The 13,030-nt window shown below is 47.2% G+C and carries 25 protein-coding genes; 4 read left to right on the top strand and 21 right to left on the bottom strand.

Annotated features, from left to right (window positions below; translation table 11 throughout):
• Window positions 1–55: 55 nt before the first annotated feature.
• The 4 genes from GGR41_RS02895 to GGR41_RS13295 all read right to left on the bottom strand — a co-directional run bounded on the left by GGR41_RS02895 (window position 56) and on the right by GGR41_RS13295 (window position 2,081).
• The gene (locus GGR41_RS02895) at window positions 56–388 is read right to left on the bottom strand and encodes a hypothetical protein (protein WP_167660558.1); all 333 of its coding nucleotides are present in this window, start codon (window positions 386–388) and stop codon (window positions 56–58) included.
• Between the two features lie 83 nt (window positions 389–471).
• Window positions 472–1,317, bottom strand: coding sequence for a phage antirepressor KilAC domain-containing protein (locus tag GGR41_RS02890; protein ID WP_209279718.1), 846 nt, complete (start codon window positions 1,315–1,317; stop codon window positions 472–474).
• The gene (locus GGR41_RS02885; protein ID WP_167660557.1) at window positions 1,310–1,870 is read right to left on the bottom strand and encodes a hypothetical protein; all 561 of its coding nucleotides are present in this window, start codon (window positions 1,868–1,870) and stop codon (window positions 1,310–1,312) included. The genes GGR41_RS02890 and GGR41_RS02885 overlap by 8 nt, the downstream gene beginning before the upstream one ends.
• Entirely contained in the window at window positions 1,863–2,081 is a 219-nt protein-coding gene (locus tag GGR41_RS13295; RefSeq protein WP_167660556.1) for an Arc family DNA-binding protein, read from the bottom strand. The genes GGR41_RS02885 and GGR41_RS13295 overlap by 8 nt, the downstream gene beginning before the upstream one ends.
• An 82-nt stretch (window positions 2,082–2,163) precedes the next feature.
• Between GGR41_RS13295 and GGR41_RS02875 the strand changes: the two genes are divergently transcribed.
• Complete coding sequence (locus tag GGR41_RS02875) at window positions 2,164–2,502, top strand: Arc family DNA-binding protein (protein WP_167660555.1); 339 nt, start codon at window positions 2,164–2,166, stop codon at window positions 2,500–2,502.
• A 50-nt stretch (window positions 2,503–2,552) separates the two neighbouring features.
• On the opposite strand, the gene GGR41_RS02870 is transcribed toward GGR41_RS02875, so the two are convergent.
• Window positions 2,553–2,900 (bottom strand): hypothetical protein, encoded by a 348-nt coding sequence (locus GGR41_RS02870; RefSeq protein ID WP_167660554.1) that lies wholly within the window; start codon window positions 2,898–2,900, stop codon window positions 2,553–2,555.
• Between the two features lie 127 nt (window positions 2,901–3,027).
• Between GGR41_RS02870 and GGR41_RS02865 the strand changes: the two genes are divergently transcribed.
• The 3 genes from GGR41_RS02865 (at window position 3,028) to GGR41_RS02855 (ending at window position 4,027) form a co-directional block, all read left to right on the top strand.
• Window positions 3,028–3,369 (top strand): type II toxin-antitoxin system RelE/ParE family toxin, encoded by a 342-nt coding sequence (locus GGR41_RS02865; RefSeq protein ID WP_167660553.1) that lies wholly within the window; start codon window positions 3,028–3,030, stop codon window positions 3,367–3,369.
• On the top strand, window positions 3,329–3,667 hold the full coding sequence (locus tag GGR41_RS02860) for a BrnA antitoxin family protein (protein ID WP_167660552.1): 339 nt from the start codon (window positions 3,329–3,331) through the stop codon (window positions 3,665–3,667). The genes GGR41_RS02865 and GGR41_RS02860 overlap by 41 nt, the downstream gene beginning before the upstream one ends.
• 75 nt (window positions 3,668–3,742) lie before the next feature.
• Window positions 3,743–4,027: a HigA family addiction module antitoxin gene (locus GGR41_RS02855; RefSeq protein ID WP_209279717.1), complete on the top strand. Its 285-nt coding sequence runs from the start codon at window positions 3,743–3,745 to the stop codon at window positions 4,025–4,027.
• 159 nt (window positions 4,028–4,186) lie between these two features.
• Here the strand turns inward: GGR41_RS02855 and GGR41_RS02850 are convergent, their stop codons facing one another.
• From GGR41_RS02850 to GGR41_RS02775, 16 genes are all read right to left on the bottom strand, one after another.
• Window positions 4,187–4,459, bottom strand: coding sequence for a hypothetical protein (locus GGR41_RS02850; RefSeq protein WP_167660551.1), 273 nt, complete (start codon window positions 4,457–4,459; stop codon window positions 4,187–4,189).
• A 177-nt stretch (window positions 4,460–4,636) separates the two neighbouring features.
• Window positions 4,637–5,203 (bottom strand): DUF4760 domain-containing protein, encoded by a 567-nt coding sequence (locus GGR41_RS02845; protein ID WP_167660550.1) that lies wholly within the window; start codon window positions 5,201–5,203, stop codon window positions 4,637–4,639.
• Window positions 5,204–5,597: 394 nt separating this feature from the next.
• Window positions 5,598–5,906 (bottom strand): DUF1799 domain-containing protein, encoded by a 309-nt coding sequence (locus GGR41_RS02840; RefSeq protein WP_167660772.1) that lies wholly within the window; start codon window positions 5,904–5,906, stop codon window positions 5,598–5,600.
• Window positions 5,907–5,911: 5 nt separating this feature from the next.
• Window positions 5,912–6,229, bottom strand: a complete 318-nt coding sequence (locus GGR41_RS02835; RefSeq protein ID WP_167660549.1) for a phage tail assembly chaperone — start codon at window positions 6,227–6,229, stop codon at window positions 5,912–5,914.
• A gap of 52 nt (window positions 6,230–6,281) precedes the next feature.
• Entirely contained in the window at window positions 6,282–6,929 is a 648-nt protein-coding gene (locus GGR41_RS02830) for a phage tail protein (protein ID WP_167660548.1), read from the bottom strand.
• 64 nt (window positions 6,930–6,993) lie between these two features.
• Window positions 6,994–7,389, bottom strand: a complete 396-nt coding sequence (locus GGR41_RS02825) for a hypothetical protein (protein WP_167660547.1) — start codon at window positions 7,387–7,389, stop codon at window positions 6,994–6,996.
• On the bottom strand, window positions 7,389–8,153 hold the full coding sequence (locus tag GGR41_RS02820) for a KilA-N domain-containing protein (RefSeq protein WP_167660546.1): 765 nt from the start codon (window positions 8,151–8,153) through the stop codon (window positions 7,389–7,391). Before GGR41_RS02820 ends, GGR41_RS02825 begins: the two co-directional genes overlap by 1 nt.
• Window positions 8,154–8,306: 153 nt before the next feature.
• Window positions 8,307–8,747, bottom strand: a complete 441-nt coding sequence (locus GGR41_RS02815) for a hypothetical protein (RefSeq protein ID WP_167660545.1) — start codon at window positions 8,745–8,747, stop codon at window positions 8,307–8,309.
• Complete coding sequence (locus GGR41_RS02810) at window positions 8,744–9,154, bottom strand: phage tail terminator-like protein (protein WP_167660544.1); 411 nt, start codon at window positions 9,152–9,154, stop codon at window positions 8,744–8,746. The genes GGR41_RS02815 and GGR41_RS02810 overlap by 4 nt, the downstream gene beginning before the upstream one ends.
• Window positions 9,151–9,771, bottom strand: a complete 621-nt coding sequence (locus tag GGR41_RS02805) for a hypothetical protein (protein WP_167660543.1) — start codon at window positions 9,769–9,771, stop codon at window positions 9,151–9,153. Before GGR41_RS02805 ends, GGR41_RS02810 begins: the two co-directional genes overlap by 4 nt.
• Window positions 9,768–10,130, bottom strand: coding sequence for a hypothetical protein (locus tag GGR41_RS02800; protein WP_167660542.1), 363 nt, complete (start codon window positions 10,128–10,130; stop codon window positions 9,768–9,770). Before GGR41_RS02800 ends, GGR41_RS02805 begins: the two co-directional genes overlap by 4 nt.
• Window positions 10,127–10,360: a hypothetical protein gene (locus tag GGR41_RS02795; RefSeq protein WP_167660541.1), complete on the bottom strand. Its 234-nt coding sequence runs from the start codon at window positions 10,358–10,360 to the stop codon at window positions 10,127–10,129. Before GGR41_RS02795 ends, GGR41_RS02800 begins: the two co-directional genes overlap by 4 nt.
• A gap of 2 nt (window positions 10,361–10,362) precedes the next feature.
• Window positions 10,363–10,839 carry a DnaT-like ssDNA-binding protein gene (locus GGR41_RS02790; RefSeq protein ID WP_167660540.1) on the bottom strand — a complete coding sequence of 159 codons (477 nt, stop codon included), beginning with the start codon at window positions 10,837–10,839 and terminating at the stop codon, window positions 10,363–10,365.
• 2 nt (window positions 10,840–10,841) lie between these two features.
• Window positions 10,842–11,153 (bottom strand): hypothetical protein, encoded by a 312-nt coding sequence (locus GGR41_RS02785; RefSeq protein ID WP_167660539.1) that lies wholly within the window; start codon window positions 11,151–11,153, stop codon window positions 10,842–10,844.
• 55 nt (window positions 11,154–11,208) lie between these two features.
• Window positions 11,209–12,165 carry a major capsid protein gene (locus GGR41_RS02780; protein WP_167660538.1) on the bottom strand — a complete coding sequence of 319 codons (957 nt, stop codon included), beginning with the start codon at window positions 12,163–12,165 and terminating at the stop codon, window positions 11,209–11,211.
• A gap of 11 nt (window positions 12,166–12,176) precedes the next feature.
• Entirely contained in the window at window positions 12,177–12,929 is a 753-nt protein-coding gene (locus GGR41_RS02775; RefSeq protein ID WP_167660537.1) for a DUF6651 domain-containing protein, read from the bottom strand.
• Between the last annotated feature and the right edge of the window lie 101 nt (window positions 12,930–13,030).

Genomic DNA, 13,030 nt, shown 5'->3' with positions numbered 1-13,030 from the left:
CGATCTTCCATAAAAAAACCCGCCGGAGTGGCGGGTCAAACATAAACAATTAAAGTTAAGGCAATATTTTTTTAATGCAATCTAGGTATGAGTCATTCTCAAACTCTCGAACGGCTTTAGCTTTACTCTCCTCTCGATTAAACTGAGGCCGCTCATACGCAGCAACAGCTAAGCGCCTCACTAACACGCTATCCTTCCCTAAAATCTCCATCACCTCCTGCATCCTCATGCCATCTTGCCGAGCTTTCATTATGCTACTTGCTAGTTTTTCCGCCGAAGAGCAGAGCTCCAGCCTTTCCTTTTCCGTGGGCAGTTTCTTATTCTCCGCCTGCGCCCCTCCCCAAGCCAAGCCCAACCCAATCGCCACAACAGCTACTGCTTTTCTCATACTCACCTCCGCATTAGTCAATACGAAGATAGTACCAACAAAAACAGCCCGTATAAAACGGGCTACTAAGCGGCTTGGGATTGTTAGCCTCTAGCTTCTAAATAGGCGTTGGTAGCTGGCGGCACACTGCCTGTTGGAGGCATATTCAGCATTTCAGATAGTTTAGCTATCCCCTTTGGCGTAACCATAACCTGTTCTGAAATTTTGCTTTCACCAGTCTCACCATCTATATAAGCATTCACCTTGTGAGTTAAGCGCCCTGTTTGAATATGCTGCTGGTAAGCAGTCCATTGATTGCGCCCTAAGCGGCGATAAATCCACCCAATCGAATGCAGCCAATCGTTAAACTTGCGTGGCTGCTGTTGCAAAATTTTAGCGGCATTGGTTAAAGTCACTGCGCCTTCTGCCTCGGAAATTCGCTCTAACGCCTCAACCTTTGGCGCTTGCTCTTCAACTTTAGTCTCTAGGGCAATAACCTTTTCGCTGTACCCCAATAATGTCTGCCGAAGAACCGAAGGGTCGTTTAACAGCTCCATTGGGTCGCGGTTAACTAGCTCTTTAGCTTGGCGCTCACACTCAATAAAGTATTGTCGAGCCTGTCTGCCTTTCTCATTGCGCTCGACCATAGAAAGCTCTTTAGCCATGTCAATGGAAAGGGCGTACTCCTTGCTGGGCCTGCCTCCTGAGCTTTTCCCCGAAATGGGGGTAAAGTCCTGCCCCTCCACAAATCCATATTGATCTATACGCCCGGCTAGCCACGTATGAAAATCTCTACCAACCTCTAGGAATATATGCAGCTCACGAGCATCAACCGTTTGAATTAACTCGCCATCAATTTCGCGCTGACATAGGTTTAATAACACGCCCATTTGACTGCCCTCCACCCTTGAGTCGACAAGCCCGCCATCTTGTTTAATCAAACTAGACATTTTGCACCTCCGTATCTACAAAGAAGCTATCGCCCCATGAGTCTAATGTGTCGCATAATTCAGCAAAGGTATCGACGCTTGCTGTTAGACTTTTCAAATATCGGCCATATGCTGAGTCTTGAGTTGTTATGGAGTTGTAGGCGCACTCTGCAGCACCGCTTATTCCGTAAAACACTTCATCAAGACCTTTAAACGATTCAAATTTTTCGGTGAGCGCCAACTTAGCGCGCCAAGCTGCTAGTTGCATTACTGACGTTGCATGGCAATCTCCTACTTCACCTGTATCGTAAGGTGAGTCCGAGCCACTGTAATTCACGATCGAATTGAGATGACGGTTAATCATGTTTAATGACATGCGTACAGCCATCTGGAAGATCGGCAATGTCTGCTGTGTTTTAAGCGCCTCAACCTCTTTTTCAAGCGCTGAAACCTTGCGCTTTGCTTCTAAGTACAAAGCGCGCTCTTTGCTTTGCGGCGATTTCGCTACGGTTTTTGGTGCTTCCGCGACGATGCTATCTGTGTTGACAGCGCATACTGTGGTAGAATTAGTCATTATCTGACTCCTTAATTGAAACGTGGGTTTTAGATATCGACGCCCCAGAGCTCTCAACCTCTGTGGCGTTTTCTTTTGCCTGAGCCTTCCACTCCTGTAGAATGCATACAAGCTGGCTATTCATAGATCGGTTATTTAAGCTAGATAAGTCTTTAAGCCAATCTCGAACTTCCCTAGGAAGTCTTAGCGTTAAATTTACGGTATGCTCCATAAGCTCCTCTCGAAAAGACACCAAAATAGTGTCGACAGGTTTGATTATGCAATGACACCATTATGGTGTCAAGGGTTATTTTATGTCTGACAACGATTCAACTATTCGCATCACCTTGAGAATTCCGGCCGACCTACACGAAGACCTTGTGAAAGCAGCCTCTGAGGACAACCGAAGCATGAACGCTGAAATCATCCAAAGGCTGCGAGATTCTTTAGGCAGAGGTTTTGCTGTGCCTACGCATTCAGATCTTACGCATGCCCAGCCTTTGGTTTCGAAAAGCAAAAAAACGGATATAGACCTATACACCTTGGCCGAAGTTTTAGCTAAAACAATTGGGAAATGGGATCCGAAAACCATTGAAAACCTACAAAAAATAACTACCGAAATCACTAAATGGGACCCCGACAAGAAACAGTAGCCCATAAAAAAAACCCGCCGAGCTGGCGGGCATAAAACACAGTTCTTTTATTATCGATCGATGGCTTCTAATGTTCCGCGCACCCCTTGGTCGATGCAGGACTTAAAAGCCTCTCTTAAAGCAGGGTCATCTAACCCTTCAAGTTGGTAGCCCCTCTTGAATGACTCAACAAATGCTGGCGGTAGGTCAGGGCGTCCCCTAAAGAACTCTTCCATCATGTCCTTTAAATGCTTAGACTCATACCCCTTTAGTGTTTGATTTAACTCCTCAAAGCAAAGGTAAGCCTTTGTTTGCATAGCGCCGACCCCTAGCTCAACGCCATCCTCAAAATCATCAGCCTGCACCCCTCCCCAAGCCAAACTCAATCCAATCGCCACAACAGCTATCACTTTTTTCATATCTGCCCCATATTAATTACTCAATAATGAGCCTATGATAGCCAACGAGGAAAGCCCACGCTAGGTGGGCTATGTTTACCAATAAAAAATCATTGATAGCCCATTTAATTGGGTGTACAATTTATTCATGCGTACAGTCATTGAAACCCCGACATTCCAAAAACAAGCCGCTAGCATTTGGTCAAAAGACGAACGCGAAGCTTTTATAGACTGGATTGCTCAAAATCCTGATGCTGGTGACGTTATCCAAGATGCACAAGGAGCCCGTAAAGTTCGGTGGGCCCGAAAAGGGACGGGCAAGAGTGGCGGAGCTAGAATCATTTACTACCACCTTGTCGACGATCAAGTTATTTTGCTGCTCACGGCATACGCCAAGGCAGCGCAAGAGTCTATCAGCCCCAAAGAAATCAAAGATAAACGGAGAAACCATGAAATCCCTCAAAGACCTACAAAACCTAGATCTAGATAAAGTAGCCTCTGCTATTGAGGCAGACGCAGGCCACGCTATACCGGGTCTGCACGAATCCCTAAAACAAGCCAAGGATGGTGATTTCGCTCAGACACATACGCCTGATCAAATCATAGCCCGTCGTCGAGGTAGGCCGGTAGGAAGCAAACAAGCCATCACCAAAGAGGCTGTAAAAATCCGACTTGACGCCGATATTCTTGCCGCACTTCGCTCTAGCGGTGATGGCTGGCAAACTCGCATCAATGACACCCTGCGCGCATCACTTGCCTTAACCGGCAAGGTTTCCCCAAAGCATTGATAACCCAACCAAAGCTGCGTAGTAACGAAAAACGATTTGACTCGCGCTCTACTGTCTCGCTCTAGGAGAAATACCATGCGTATGAACAATCCAGCACACCCAGGTCTCGTGCTACGCGAGTACCTAGGCGATCTAAGTGTTACTGAAGCAGCGTCACGACTAAGTGTGACTCGTGCGGCACTATCTAGAATCCTAAATGGCTCAGCGGGTATCTCTGCTGATATGGCTCTGCGCCTAAAAGATGCCCTAGGCACAAGCGCAGAAATGTGGATCCAGATGCAGGGGCAATATGACTTATGGCAGGCTGAGCAGAAAGAACGGCCAGCCGTAAGGTCATTTCATGAGCCTGCTCACGCTTAGCACAACAAAAAAGCCTCTCGAATTGAGGGGCTCGGTGTCTTTCTGCTTTCTGGTTAGTTAGTAGCGGTAGGATGCAAAAAAGCGCCGAAGGGGCGCTTTGGTTTACTATCAAATACGATAGTCCAAAAGTACATCTAGGCACCGTTGGTCTCCCATGCCTTAAACGCAGGAACCAAACCCTGGGCTCACCTTCTCTCCATTAATGACCGTTTCATCGAAATTAGGAGAGCCTATGGGGTACTCTGTACACTCATATTTAACCGTATTCGGATGCTCGCATTGAGAACACTCTATCTCTGCCTCCCCAGCATAAGTAATCTCCACCCCCATTTGTCTTTCGTCAGATCCCACCTGCTGAACATCAAGCTCTTCATACTCTACGGTTAAGGCCTCATCACAGCCATCGCATTTAAAACTAATCTCATTAGCCATTTAGGGCACCTTCGCTTTTAATTTAGGGTTAATGTTATAAGCATTCTAACTAATTGAGATATTATTCGTGATATGGTTATCCCCACCTAAACAATTTGCAGATCCTGCCGTTATGGGTAAATAATAAAGCCCCCTCACGGGGCTTATCACATACATATAGAGAACTATAGACATTAACTAGCAACGTAACCAGTTTTTGAATTTTTTCGCTACCACCCTAATCATGCCCTTTATGCTCCAAAAATACACAGGCTCTTGCTTTTCCTTATCTAGCTCACACCACCTTTCAGCCATTTGGCAAAAATGATTGTAATAACGGCCATCTTCCTGCTTTTCTTTTATATATGGGTAAAGCTTAGTATGAGTGTCAATAACAAAGCCTCTATATGATCGAAATAGCAACTTCTCGTCATAGACTTTACTATCCACCCCAATTGAAACCCTCTCAAAAGCATTTAAGACAATCCTTATGTCTTTAATTGCCTTGACCTTGTCTTCTGGCTGCCCGTCTAATGTATCAATTTCTGCAAGCTCGGCCAACCACTTCGCGTCTTTGTGTTTTGCTACAGCGGCAACATTAACCATCAACGCATGCATTCTCTCACTAGCTAAGTAGTTGTTTTGCAAATCTATAGAGTTTTTTGCTCTAGCTAGTTTTCTTTGTATTCTTAAGCTAAAAAAAGCAAGTAGTGCTGAAACGACTAATATAGGAAGAGTTGGATGATTTCCTAAGTATTTCCACATATTGTCTCCATAAAAAAAGGCACCTTTCAAAGATGCCTTTTCATTGTAGCTTACAAATTATAAAAATTAGTAGCCGAAATCCTGTTCCATCGCAGCAGCATTAGTGGCCAGTAAATTAATCATATCCTCTCCTTAAGATTAAAACTCTAAGTCCATATGACTTATATATGGGCGCTAACCGCTCAATCAAGCACATCTTGAGAGCCTAACACCCTGCGTTGGGTTAAGAGCTACCATCCTACACCACATGATTGCAACCGGTCAAACATTTACTTCTAGCCTAGCCTTCCTACGAGTAGCCATGCTACTCGTAGGAAGGCTAGGCGTCAACTATTCTATAATTGTCTTTCCAACACCGCCGCATCCAACCCAAACACCGCCGCATCAAGCACCCCTACTCCTTCATAGCCCGTAGCGCTGCCCGCTCCATCACCATCACATCACCAAGCACACGTTTACGTTCTTTTTTAGGCACCCCAAGCTGCTTAATCATCATCGGCAACACGTTATAGTCCAATCCAACCGGCCCATTAAATCCCATTCGCCATTGCGTGCCCATCGCCTGAAAAACCTGCATAGGCAATAGGTTTTCAGGCCAAATCTCTACGACCTCTTGCTCGAAGTCATCAAGCGTTAGGCCAAAAGTAGCAAGCTGAGCAGCCTGCTCTTCTGTTGGCCCTGAGTCGTAGAGGGCTTGCGCAATGGCTTTTAGTTTCCCTCGCGAGCCCCGAAAATCTCACGCCAGTAAGTGTTGGTAATTGCTCGAGCGGCACCACCGTAGTTACTTAACAAAGTCTTTAAATTTTCCTCGTTAAAAGGCTCGCCAATATCCCAGCCCACAACAATCTCTGATACGGCATCAAAGTCTTTTTCTTTTTGGGCGCGCTTAAGAAAATCCTCCACCTCTTCCGCGGTTTTATGCTTAAACTCAACTTTAATTGAAGCCGTTTGCTCACCAGGTATGGCAAATTTCACTGTTGCTTGAAAAGTAGGATTAGGAATAAGAGAAAATACTTTTTTTGACATAGAAAAACCTTAAAAAACAAGAGAAAAGCCCCGCAGTCGCAGGGCTAAAGAATTAAGCAGAGTAACGGTTTACGCGGCCAATAATAGAGTAGCTACCCACTACGGCCATCACCTCACCTTTCGTCATACGCGGGGTTGGGTTCATGGCTGGATAGCCGTTGTAGTACAAGGTAGAACCATTAGGAAGCAATACTTCTAACGCTCGAATATCGCGCTTATCAGCTGCCGCCATCCATGCTTTATACCCAGGCAAAGACTCATCGTCGGCAATATTGATATTGATCGACTGTGCGCTGTACTTTGTAGGAATTTGATTTTCCACATCATCAGCCAAAAACTCATAAGTAGCGTACTGAGGCTCTCCGCCTTGGGCTTCAAATGTGAGAATCTGCTGAATTTCCTCCCATTTCTCGATAACACGAACGCTGCCCACGCCACCACCCGCCTTAAATCGACGAGTGTTTGTGGTATCTGCATTCACTGTCACCTCATCTGCGCTTACTAAATCAGCGCGGAAAACACGGTTGTGAATGCCACTCCAACCGGAATGCATCACAAAAAGATCACCCTCTTTAATGCCATGGCCAGTAGCCAATGTTAAAACCGCTTTTTTAGCGTTAGAAGCCGCAGTAACTGCAATTTCTTCGCCGTATTCAGCTGCTAGTGAAACTAGCGAACCATCAGGTAGTTGAACTGCCATCGTTCTCTCCAAATAAAAAAAACCTGCTCAGATGGCAGGCAATAAAAAACCGCCTATTTGGCGGCTAGTGAAAAGTTGGGTTGTGCCGTTCCACCTCTAGCTGAACGGCTGCGATTTCTGGTGCGATATCCTCCTCTGGGATAGAAAACCCCTCTAGCACAGCGCACCGGACGCCTAAGCAAGCTTGCTGAAAGCTCGGGTACTTATCGGCCCAATCAAGGGCAAATCCTTCCTCGTCGATCTCGTAGCCTAAAGCTTGCCCTATCTCGTCGGTCATGTCGGCAAAGATCAAAAACATGACGTTATCGGGTATAAACACATTGTCATGCAAAGCGGTTTTATTTTTAGTCGCGCTCTTGCGAATGCACGTCTCAATTTCCTTTTCGCTCAACCGAGCGCCGTCGTTTAATAGGGCTAAATGAAAAACGTGGCTCAGAGCATTTACGTAAAACCCTCTCATTACGCCGCCTTTGGGTAGACCATACTTAGCTGCCCTCCCTTTTTAGATACCAGCATCATGCGCGCTTCAAAGTCTTTTAAATCAGCCGATGAGTTAGCGATATTCGTCACAAGAGCGATCTGCTTGTCTAGCAGCTCTTGCCCTCCCTCTGTTAACCATTGATGCATCTTTTCTGATTTATGCTTCCTCTCCTTTAACTCTGCGTGGACATCACTAGGCAGTAGGCAGCCGTATACCCATTTTTCAGTTAGCTGGCCATATAAAGCTGGGGTTCCACCTGAATGACCTGTGTACTTTGTGTGCGTGGCACGAGCTAACGCTTGATAGTAACTAGGAGGAAAGCGCAGCTCCCATTCAGAAGCATCCTCACGCAAAAGTAACGGTAAGAAACTAGTGTTGCCCTCTGCGCGAATGCCGTTGCGGATAATGGCGTCTATTTGCAAATCACACCAAACAGCAAACTTCGCATCTAACCATTGAGCAAATCTAACTGCCAGCTTAGGGTGCAGCCACGTCCCACCTCCACGGTCTATTCGCGCTCTGCTTGTTTTTACATACCCGTGATTACGGGTATCTACAATCCCTGACTCGTTGCCAGTCAAAACCTCGTCCAGCGCTCGAATGTATTCCAGCGTCTCAGCGTTGTCCAGCCAGTGGTCTACGCGCTTTTTGCGCAGCTTCGCCGCCTCAGTCGCATTAAACCAACCGTCTAAATTGAAGCTGCACAAGTGCCCGTCAAAATCATATTTCAGAATCTTGCTCATAGCATTCTCCGCTCTCCTAATGGATACAGGTAGCGCTGGCGGGCAGGCTTAGGAGAAATCACCCGCTTTTCGGTAGCGAGCCTAGCCAACGCTGAAAACAAAAAAGCCCCAATTAAGGGGCTCTAAAACAATAAAACGGGCTATTAACCCGCCCTAAACCTCAACAACTCGACACTGTAGGTCTAACTCGAACCGGTACGCTAAAACGCTAGAACCGTTCAAATTGATTCGACGCCTTGATTTAACTGTTGCTGTAAAATACAGCTCTGTACCGTCCTCATGTGTTATTTGAAATGAATGAACCGGCTTGCGAAAAGCATCGAACAAAAGCTGCTGCCCCTCATTTCCTTTTAATCGCACAACCTCCCATGTCAACGTAGGCAAAATCTCACCTGCCCGCTCTTGGTAGCTATAGTCCAGCCCAATTAGCGACCTAGTAGAAGTCGTATGTTGCTCGGCAATATCACCAGCGTCTCTTAAGCCCTTAATTGGGGTATAACTAAGCCGATTGAACCCAGCTGCATCGTAAGACGCTGGCATGCTCTCGGAGATGCTGACAATGCTGCCAACGGCAAGAGATACTTGCTCTGTCATATCACATCCATCCGATAGTAAGAAGTCAAAGGCATGGCAACAAAACCGTCTTGCAGTAACTTTGGTCCCATGCTCATCACAGCTATGAGCTGCACAAACCCATCAGCCACAGGTAGCCGAAGATTTTTAGGAAAATGTGCAATAATCTGAGACGCTTTCCTTTCTATGTCTCCCATGCCCGCGCCACTAGCCATCACCAGATCAACTTGAAAGACACCTCGATACAGCCTGTGCTGTCCAGCTAAGTCATTACTATCCGAGCTAGCCGGTATAACAAACGCTCGTAAGTGCGACTGCCCAGCAATTGGCTTAAATGCTCTACCCTCCCATGCGATAGGCAGCCCCTCCTCTTTTGCAAAGGCATCAAGCCTTATTTCCAGGGCAGCCCGAATTTGAGATTGCATCATTTAGACGTAACCTCCTTAACAGCGTTATTGACCATCGTTTGAAACTCAGCCACCGTAATGCGCACCATGCCCTGAGGCGCTTGACTAGACCAAGACTCAAACTCCAATCGAGGGCCATAAGGTAGATTGTTGGTGATATTGGCGACTGAGCCTGCATAAATGCTTTCCACTTCTGCGGCTAAGCGCTTTTTGGTTGCAACGCCCTGTGCATCGATCTCATTCAGAATGCCCGTAGCGGGCTGATCTAATGCTATTTGCCAATTAGCTCTAAAGTGACCGCCTATATACCCCTTGGGGCCTCTAATGGGATAAGCCTCAGCCAGTTTTTTCTTACCCAAGCGTCGTGCCTTTTTAATCCCTCGTTTTAGATTACCCGACTTAGTTAAGTTTGCTGGGTCACTCATAATCTGCTGATTGATCTCATCCACCCATAGATTATGAGTTTCACGACCATATTTTGAGTGCTTGTTTACAGCCCAACGCTCTTTATCACCCACTGGGCTACGCTCTACAATCTCCGAAGCTAACTGCAGGACCACAGAGCGCTTCACCTCGTCCATATTTTCCTTGGCTTGCTCAACAAACTGGCTCACTGCTAATGAAAAATTTCCTTTCATCTCACACCTCGCACTTGCACATCGTGCAAAACCACCTTACCCGCAGGTGCTAAAGGTCGAGACACCACAACAGTAAAAAGCGAACCGTTAAAACTCAGCGTGTCGCCTGTTTCTGGCGTGACCGCTAAATCAGGGCTTAAATAAACACGTTGATCCCCCTGCTGAATTAACGAGCCATCTACGTCACGTTGCTCATACTCCAGCATCACGCCTGTAGCGGCATACTCTTGCGTCGCACTTGAGCTAGACCCAGTAGACGGGTCGTAATCACCCTCCACAGTTCGTTTCAGCGCCATTGGCGCCCCATATCGTTTTAACAAACGCTCTGCTGTTGCGGCTGCTCGGTCGTAAATGCTCATGTGATGGGCTCCACGACAACTTCGCCATATACGCGTCTTGTAATAACTCGCTTTTTCCAACGATCTAACCTAACAGGGTCGTCAGCCAACTCAGCTATGCCTTTTCGTCTATTTACCGCGGTCACGTGATTGATCTCAACACCATCCAAATAGACACGTAAAGGAGGTACATTGCCAGCTCTCAGCCAGCCTCGATTGTCTCGCTCAATACTTTGTAGTACTTGCTCCATCTCTATACCCTCTCCACTCGAATGCCTGTTACCTGACCTGTGGCCACCAACGGCCGCAGCAAATCATCAATAAGGGCATATTGCACCTGCCCACCGTTTTTACTCTCTTGGTAGACCGTGATAATTGGCCCAATCGTTTCGCTTTTGACCGCATCAGTAGGTGCTACATCGGTGTATAAGCTCGCGGTTAATGCACGAATAGCCAGCTCACACGTAGCGTCCAATACTCGCTTAATGGGCCAAGGCAGCCCAACGCGAGGCCATTCAAGCGATTGCTCCGGTTTTAGTGGCTGATTCTTGTACCGGTAGCGACTGTCTACATACTGAGTGGCCTGTCGTAGTGCCTTTTCCTTATCAGCTTGGGTTGCTGTAACCCATGCGTCATGCCCCATGCTAGCCATATAAGCATCCGCCTGCTCTATGCTGATATAGCTATCGGCTTGAGCTAGCCCGGTACCATCTTCAACCACTAAAGCCATAATCAGCCCTCCTTAGCCAACTCCAGTAACTGTTGTTTGGTCGCCTTAGCTGCAAACTCGACGCCCTGCTCAGTCAAATGGGCTTTGAGTTCGTCTAGGCTCATGTCGCTTAGCTCTTTTGTGGTTTCAACCGCCTTGTTATCCACTACCTCAACCGACGTGCCTTCTTTTTCATAGGCCTCGGCAATAACAGGATATTCGCCCTCAATAGTCACGTGCTTCGCCCCGTTTTCAGGTTTCAGGAAGTAATCGGGATTGCGAATAGAGAAGCCCTCAGGCAGTCCTGCAACTCGTTTTGTATATAAAAGACGCATTCACGCCTCCATAAAAAAAGGAGCCGAAGCTCCTTGTGACATCAGTGGCTGTAACTTAGGGCTCTACTGGGGCTGCTAAGTCGAGCAGGACGCCGGCAGTCATCTTGTTGCTACCTGCATGCTTCTGCCAGTTAGCGGATGCACCAATCGCTGCAAGCGTTGGGTTAGCGCCGCCTACGGTGTCTTTCCAGCTGTAGCCCATTAACTCCAGATTGAAGGTGCCTTCGCCACGGATACCCATAGCCAAGTTTTCCTCATCGTTAATATCCCAAGTACGGAAACCCGGGGCCTGAGACTCAACTACCTGAATCGCACCACCCTGTAAGCCAAACGCTTTATCGGTCGGCACTTGGTCGGTTACGAGAACAGGCTTACCCAAAGTGCCTGGCAAGCCACCGTAAACCACAATCTCAGACTCGCCATAGATCTGCTTGGTGATTGCGTCGTCAACAATATCGAAGTATGTATCAGAGTTCATAACCCAAAGTGCAATACGACCAAACTTGTCACCGAAGGTGCGCATTCCACGGGTTAACGCTTTGCGCCCGTCTGTCGCAATATTACCCTGAGCCACCATCGCAGCATTACCGCTAATCGCCGCATCCAGTGCCGCCAAAGCGTATTTGAGACGGCCCTCCATGAGCGCATCAGCCATATCTTGACCGATAAGCATGGCGAATTCTTCAGGGGTACGTGCACGACGCTTAAATGCTTCCTCTGTAGAAGCATAAGGACCGTACTTGTACGGACACTTCACGCCCACCGCTTCGCCAGCGCCAATTTTCTTAGGCGTGACCTTGTTTGTTGAGTTCACGTCTCGGTGCTCAATGCTACCACCCACCTTGTAGAACGCTTTTTTATCGAAATCGCCTTCAATGATTTCATTGCGGTATATGATTGCACCGTTTGATGCGGTGTTAAACACATCAAGGTTGTCTTGGAGGCGCTCTAAGTACGCCGTCTGTGCGAGACGGTTATAAATCACCATATCGCTATTAACTGTTGTTGCCATAGGTAAATCCTTTATTTAGAAAGTTTTAAATACGCATCCTGACCATGCTCTTTAATGAACGCGGCCTTGTCCTGTGTATTCATTTCTGAACGCTTAAACGCTTGACCACCATCACCACCTTGTCGAGCGCCACTGCCCGACTGGCCGGAGCCTTTTAAAATCTGGTCTTTGTGGGGGTAAGCGTTAACTAGCACCTCTAGCGCTTCATCAAAGCCTGCTAGAGCGCCTGGGTTTTCACGGCTATAGATCTTTTGTCCATGCCCGTCATAGGCAACCACTTGGCCGTCCTCGATCTTGAATGCCGAGCCAAACGCGGCCTGAACTAAGTCCACAGGAATCGCTAATTTCTCAGACACCAACTTGGAGCGTGAAAACGCACCGCCAATCTTTTCAGCATAGAGTTGTTGCTCTAGCTGCTCTTTGGCTGTTTTGATTTCATCAATCTGGCTTTGATACGCTTTGCTAATTTCCGCTTTCACCTGATCGACTTCACCTGCATCAATTAGCTTTTTGGAATCAAGATTAGCCACGGTACGTAACGCTTCGATGGCAGCTTTAGGGTCTTCAATGCCCTCGAAGGCTTTAACCTGCGCTTCTAGAGCCTGCTTACCCTCGCGGTGCTTTTGTGCTTCGAAATTTAGTCGAGCAATAGTTGCCGTCATTTCAGCCGCATCAAACGCCACCTCTTTACCATCTTCATGTACATACACAGGCTTGCCGTCTTGCAAAACCACGTTGCCGTTTTCATCTAACTTCAATTTCATGTCTGATCCTTTTGGGTATCCACCCATTGCTGTGAGCTATCCAGCTCTAACACCCCGTCTTTCCCGACCGCAGGCAATAAAAAAGCCGCCCTAGTTTCCTA

It is taken from the genome of Paenalcaligenes hominis (assembly GCF_011927625.1).
Taxonomy (GTDB): Bacteria; Pseudomonadota; Gammaproteobacteria; order Burkholderiales; family Burkholderiaceae_B; genus Paenalcaligenes; species Paenalcaligenes hominis.
Note: the sequence above shows the minus strand (reverse complement) of the source record. Positions and strands in the feature narration are given on the sequence as shown.

What these genes read in the sequence shown, in the direction of transcription:
- GGR41_RS02785 (WP_167660539.1), bottom strand. Translation starts at nt 11,153, where the DNA reads ATGCGTCTTTTATATACAAAACGAGTTGCAGGACTGCCTGAGGGCTTC.
- GGR41_RS02835 (WP_167660549.1), bottom strand. Translation starts at nt 6,229, where the DNA reads ATGTCAAAAAAAGTATTTTCTCTTATTCCTAATCCTACTTTTCAAGCA.
- GGR41_RS02780 (WP_167660538.1), bottom strand. Translation starts at nt 12,165, where the DNA reads ATGGCAACAACAGTTAATAGCGATATGGTGATTTATAACCGTCTCGCA.
- GGR41_RS02885 (WP_167660557.1), bottom strand. Translation starts at nt 1,870, where the DNA reads ATGACTAATTCTACCACAGTATGCGCTGTCAACACAGATAGCATCGTC.
- GGR41_RS02805 (WP_167660543.1), bottom strand. Translation starts at nt 9,771, where the DNA reads ATGAAAGGAAATTTTTCATTAGCAGTGAGCCAGTTTGTTGAGCAAGCC.
- GGR41_RS02825 (WP_167660547.1), bottom strand. Translation starts at nt 7,389, where the DNA reads ATGAGAGGGTTTTACGTAAATGCTCTGAGCCACGTTTTTCATTTAGCC.
- GGR41_RS02795 (WP_167660541.1), bottom strand. Translation starts at nt 10,360, where the DNA reads ATGGAGCAAGTACTACAAAGTATTGAGCGAGACAATCGAGGCTGGCTG.
- GGR41_RS02870 (WP_167660554.1), bottom strand. Translation starts at nt 2,900, where the DNA reads ATGAAAAAAGTGATAGCTGTTGTGGCGATTGGATTGAGTTTGGCTTGG.
- GGR41_RS02810 (WP_167660544.1), bottom strand. Translation starts at nt 9,154, where the DNA reads ATGATGCAATCTCAAATTCGGGCTGCCCTGGAAATAAGGCTTGATGCC.
- GGR41_RS02895 (WP_167660558.1), bottom strand. Translation starts at nt 388, where the DNA reads ATGAGAAAAGCAGTAGCTGTTGTGGCGATTGGGTTGGGCTTGGCTTGG.
- GGR41_RS02815 (WP_167660545.1), bottom strand. Translation starts at nt 8,747, where the DNA reads ATGACAGAGCAAGTATCTCTTGCCGTTGGCAGCATTGTCAGCATCTCC.
- GGR41_RS02775 (WP_167660537.1), bottom strand. Translation starts at nt 12,929, where the DNA reads ATGAAATTGAAGTTAGATGAAAACGGCAACGTGGTTTTGCAAGACGGC.
- GGR41_RS02800 (WP_167660542.1), bottom strand. Translation starts at nt 10,130, where the DNA reads ATGAGCATTTACGACCGAGCAGCCGCAACAGCAGAGCGTTTGTTAAAA.
- GGR41_RS02875 (WP_167660555.1), top strand. Translation starts at nt 2,164, where the DNA reads ATGTCTGACAACGATTCAACTATTCGCATCACCTTGAGAATTCCGGCC.
- GGR41_RS13295 (WP_167660556.1), bottom strand. Translation starts at nt 2,081, where the DNA reads ATGGAGCATACCGTAAATTTAACGCTAAGACTTCCTAGGGAAGTTCGA.
- GGR41_RS02860 (WP_167660552.1), top strand. Translation starts at nt 3,329, where the DNA reads ATGAAATCCCTCAAAGACCTACAAAACCTAGATCTAGATAAAGTAGCC.
- GGR41_RS02855 (WP_209279717.1), top strand. Translation starts at nt 3,743, where the DNA reads ATGCGTATGAACAATCCAGCACACCCAGGTCTCGTGCTACGCGAGTAC.
- GGR41_RS02865 (WP_167660553.1), top strand. Translation starts at nt 3,028, where the DNA reads ATGCGTACAGTCATTGAAACCCCGACATTCCAAAAACAAGCCGCTAGC.
- GGR41_RS02890 (WP_209279718.1), bottom strand. Translation starts at nt 1,317, where the DNA reads ATGTCTAGTTTGATTAAACAAGATGGCGGGCTTGTCGACTCAAGGGTG.
- GGR41_RS02820 (WP_167660546.1), bottom strand. Translation starts at nt 8,153, where the DNA reads ATGAGCAAGATTCTGAAATATGATTTTGACGGGCACTTGTGCAGCTTC.
- GGR41_RS02830 (WP_167660548.1), bottom strand. Translation starts at nt 6,929, where the DNA reads ATGGCAGTTCAACTACCTGATGGTTCGCTAGTTTCACTAGCAGCTGAA.
- GGR41_RS02850 (WP_167660551.1), bottom strand. Translation starts at nt 4,459, where the DNA reads ATGGCTAATGAGATTAGTTTTAAATGCGATGGCTGTGATGAGGCCTTA.
- GGR41_RS02790 (WP_167660540.1), bottom strand. Translation starts at nt 10,839, where the DNA reads ATGGCTTTAGTGGTTGAAGATGGTACCGGGCTAGCTCAAGCCGATAGC.
- GGR41_RS02845 (WP_167660550.1), bottom strand. Translation starts at nt 5,203, where the DNA reads ATGTGGAAATACTTAGGAAATCATCCAACTCTTCCTATATTAGTCGTT.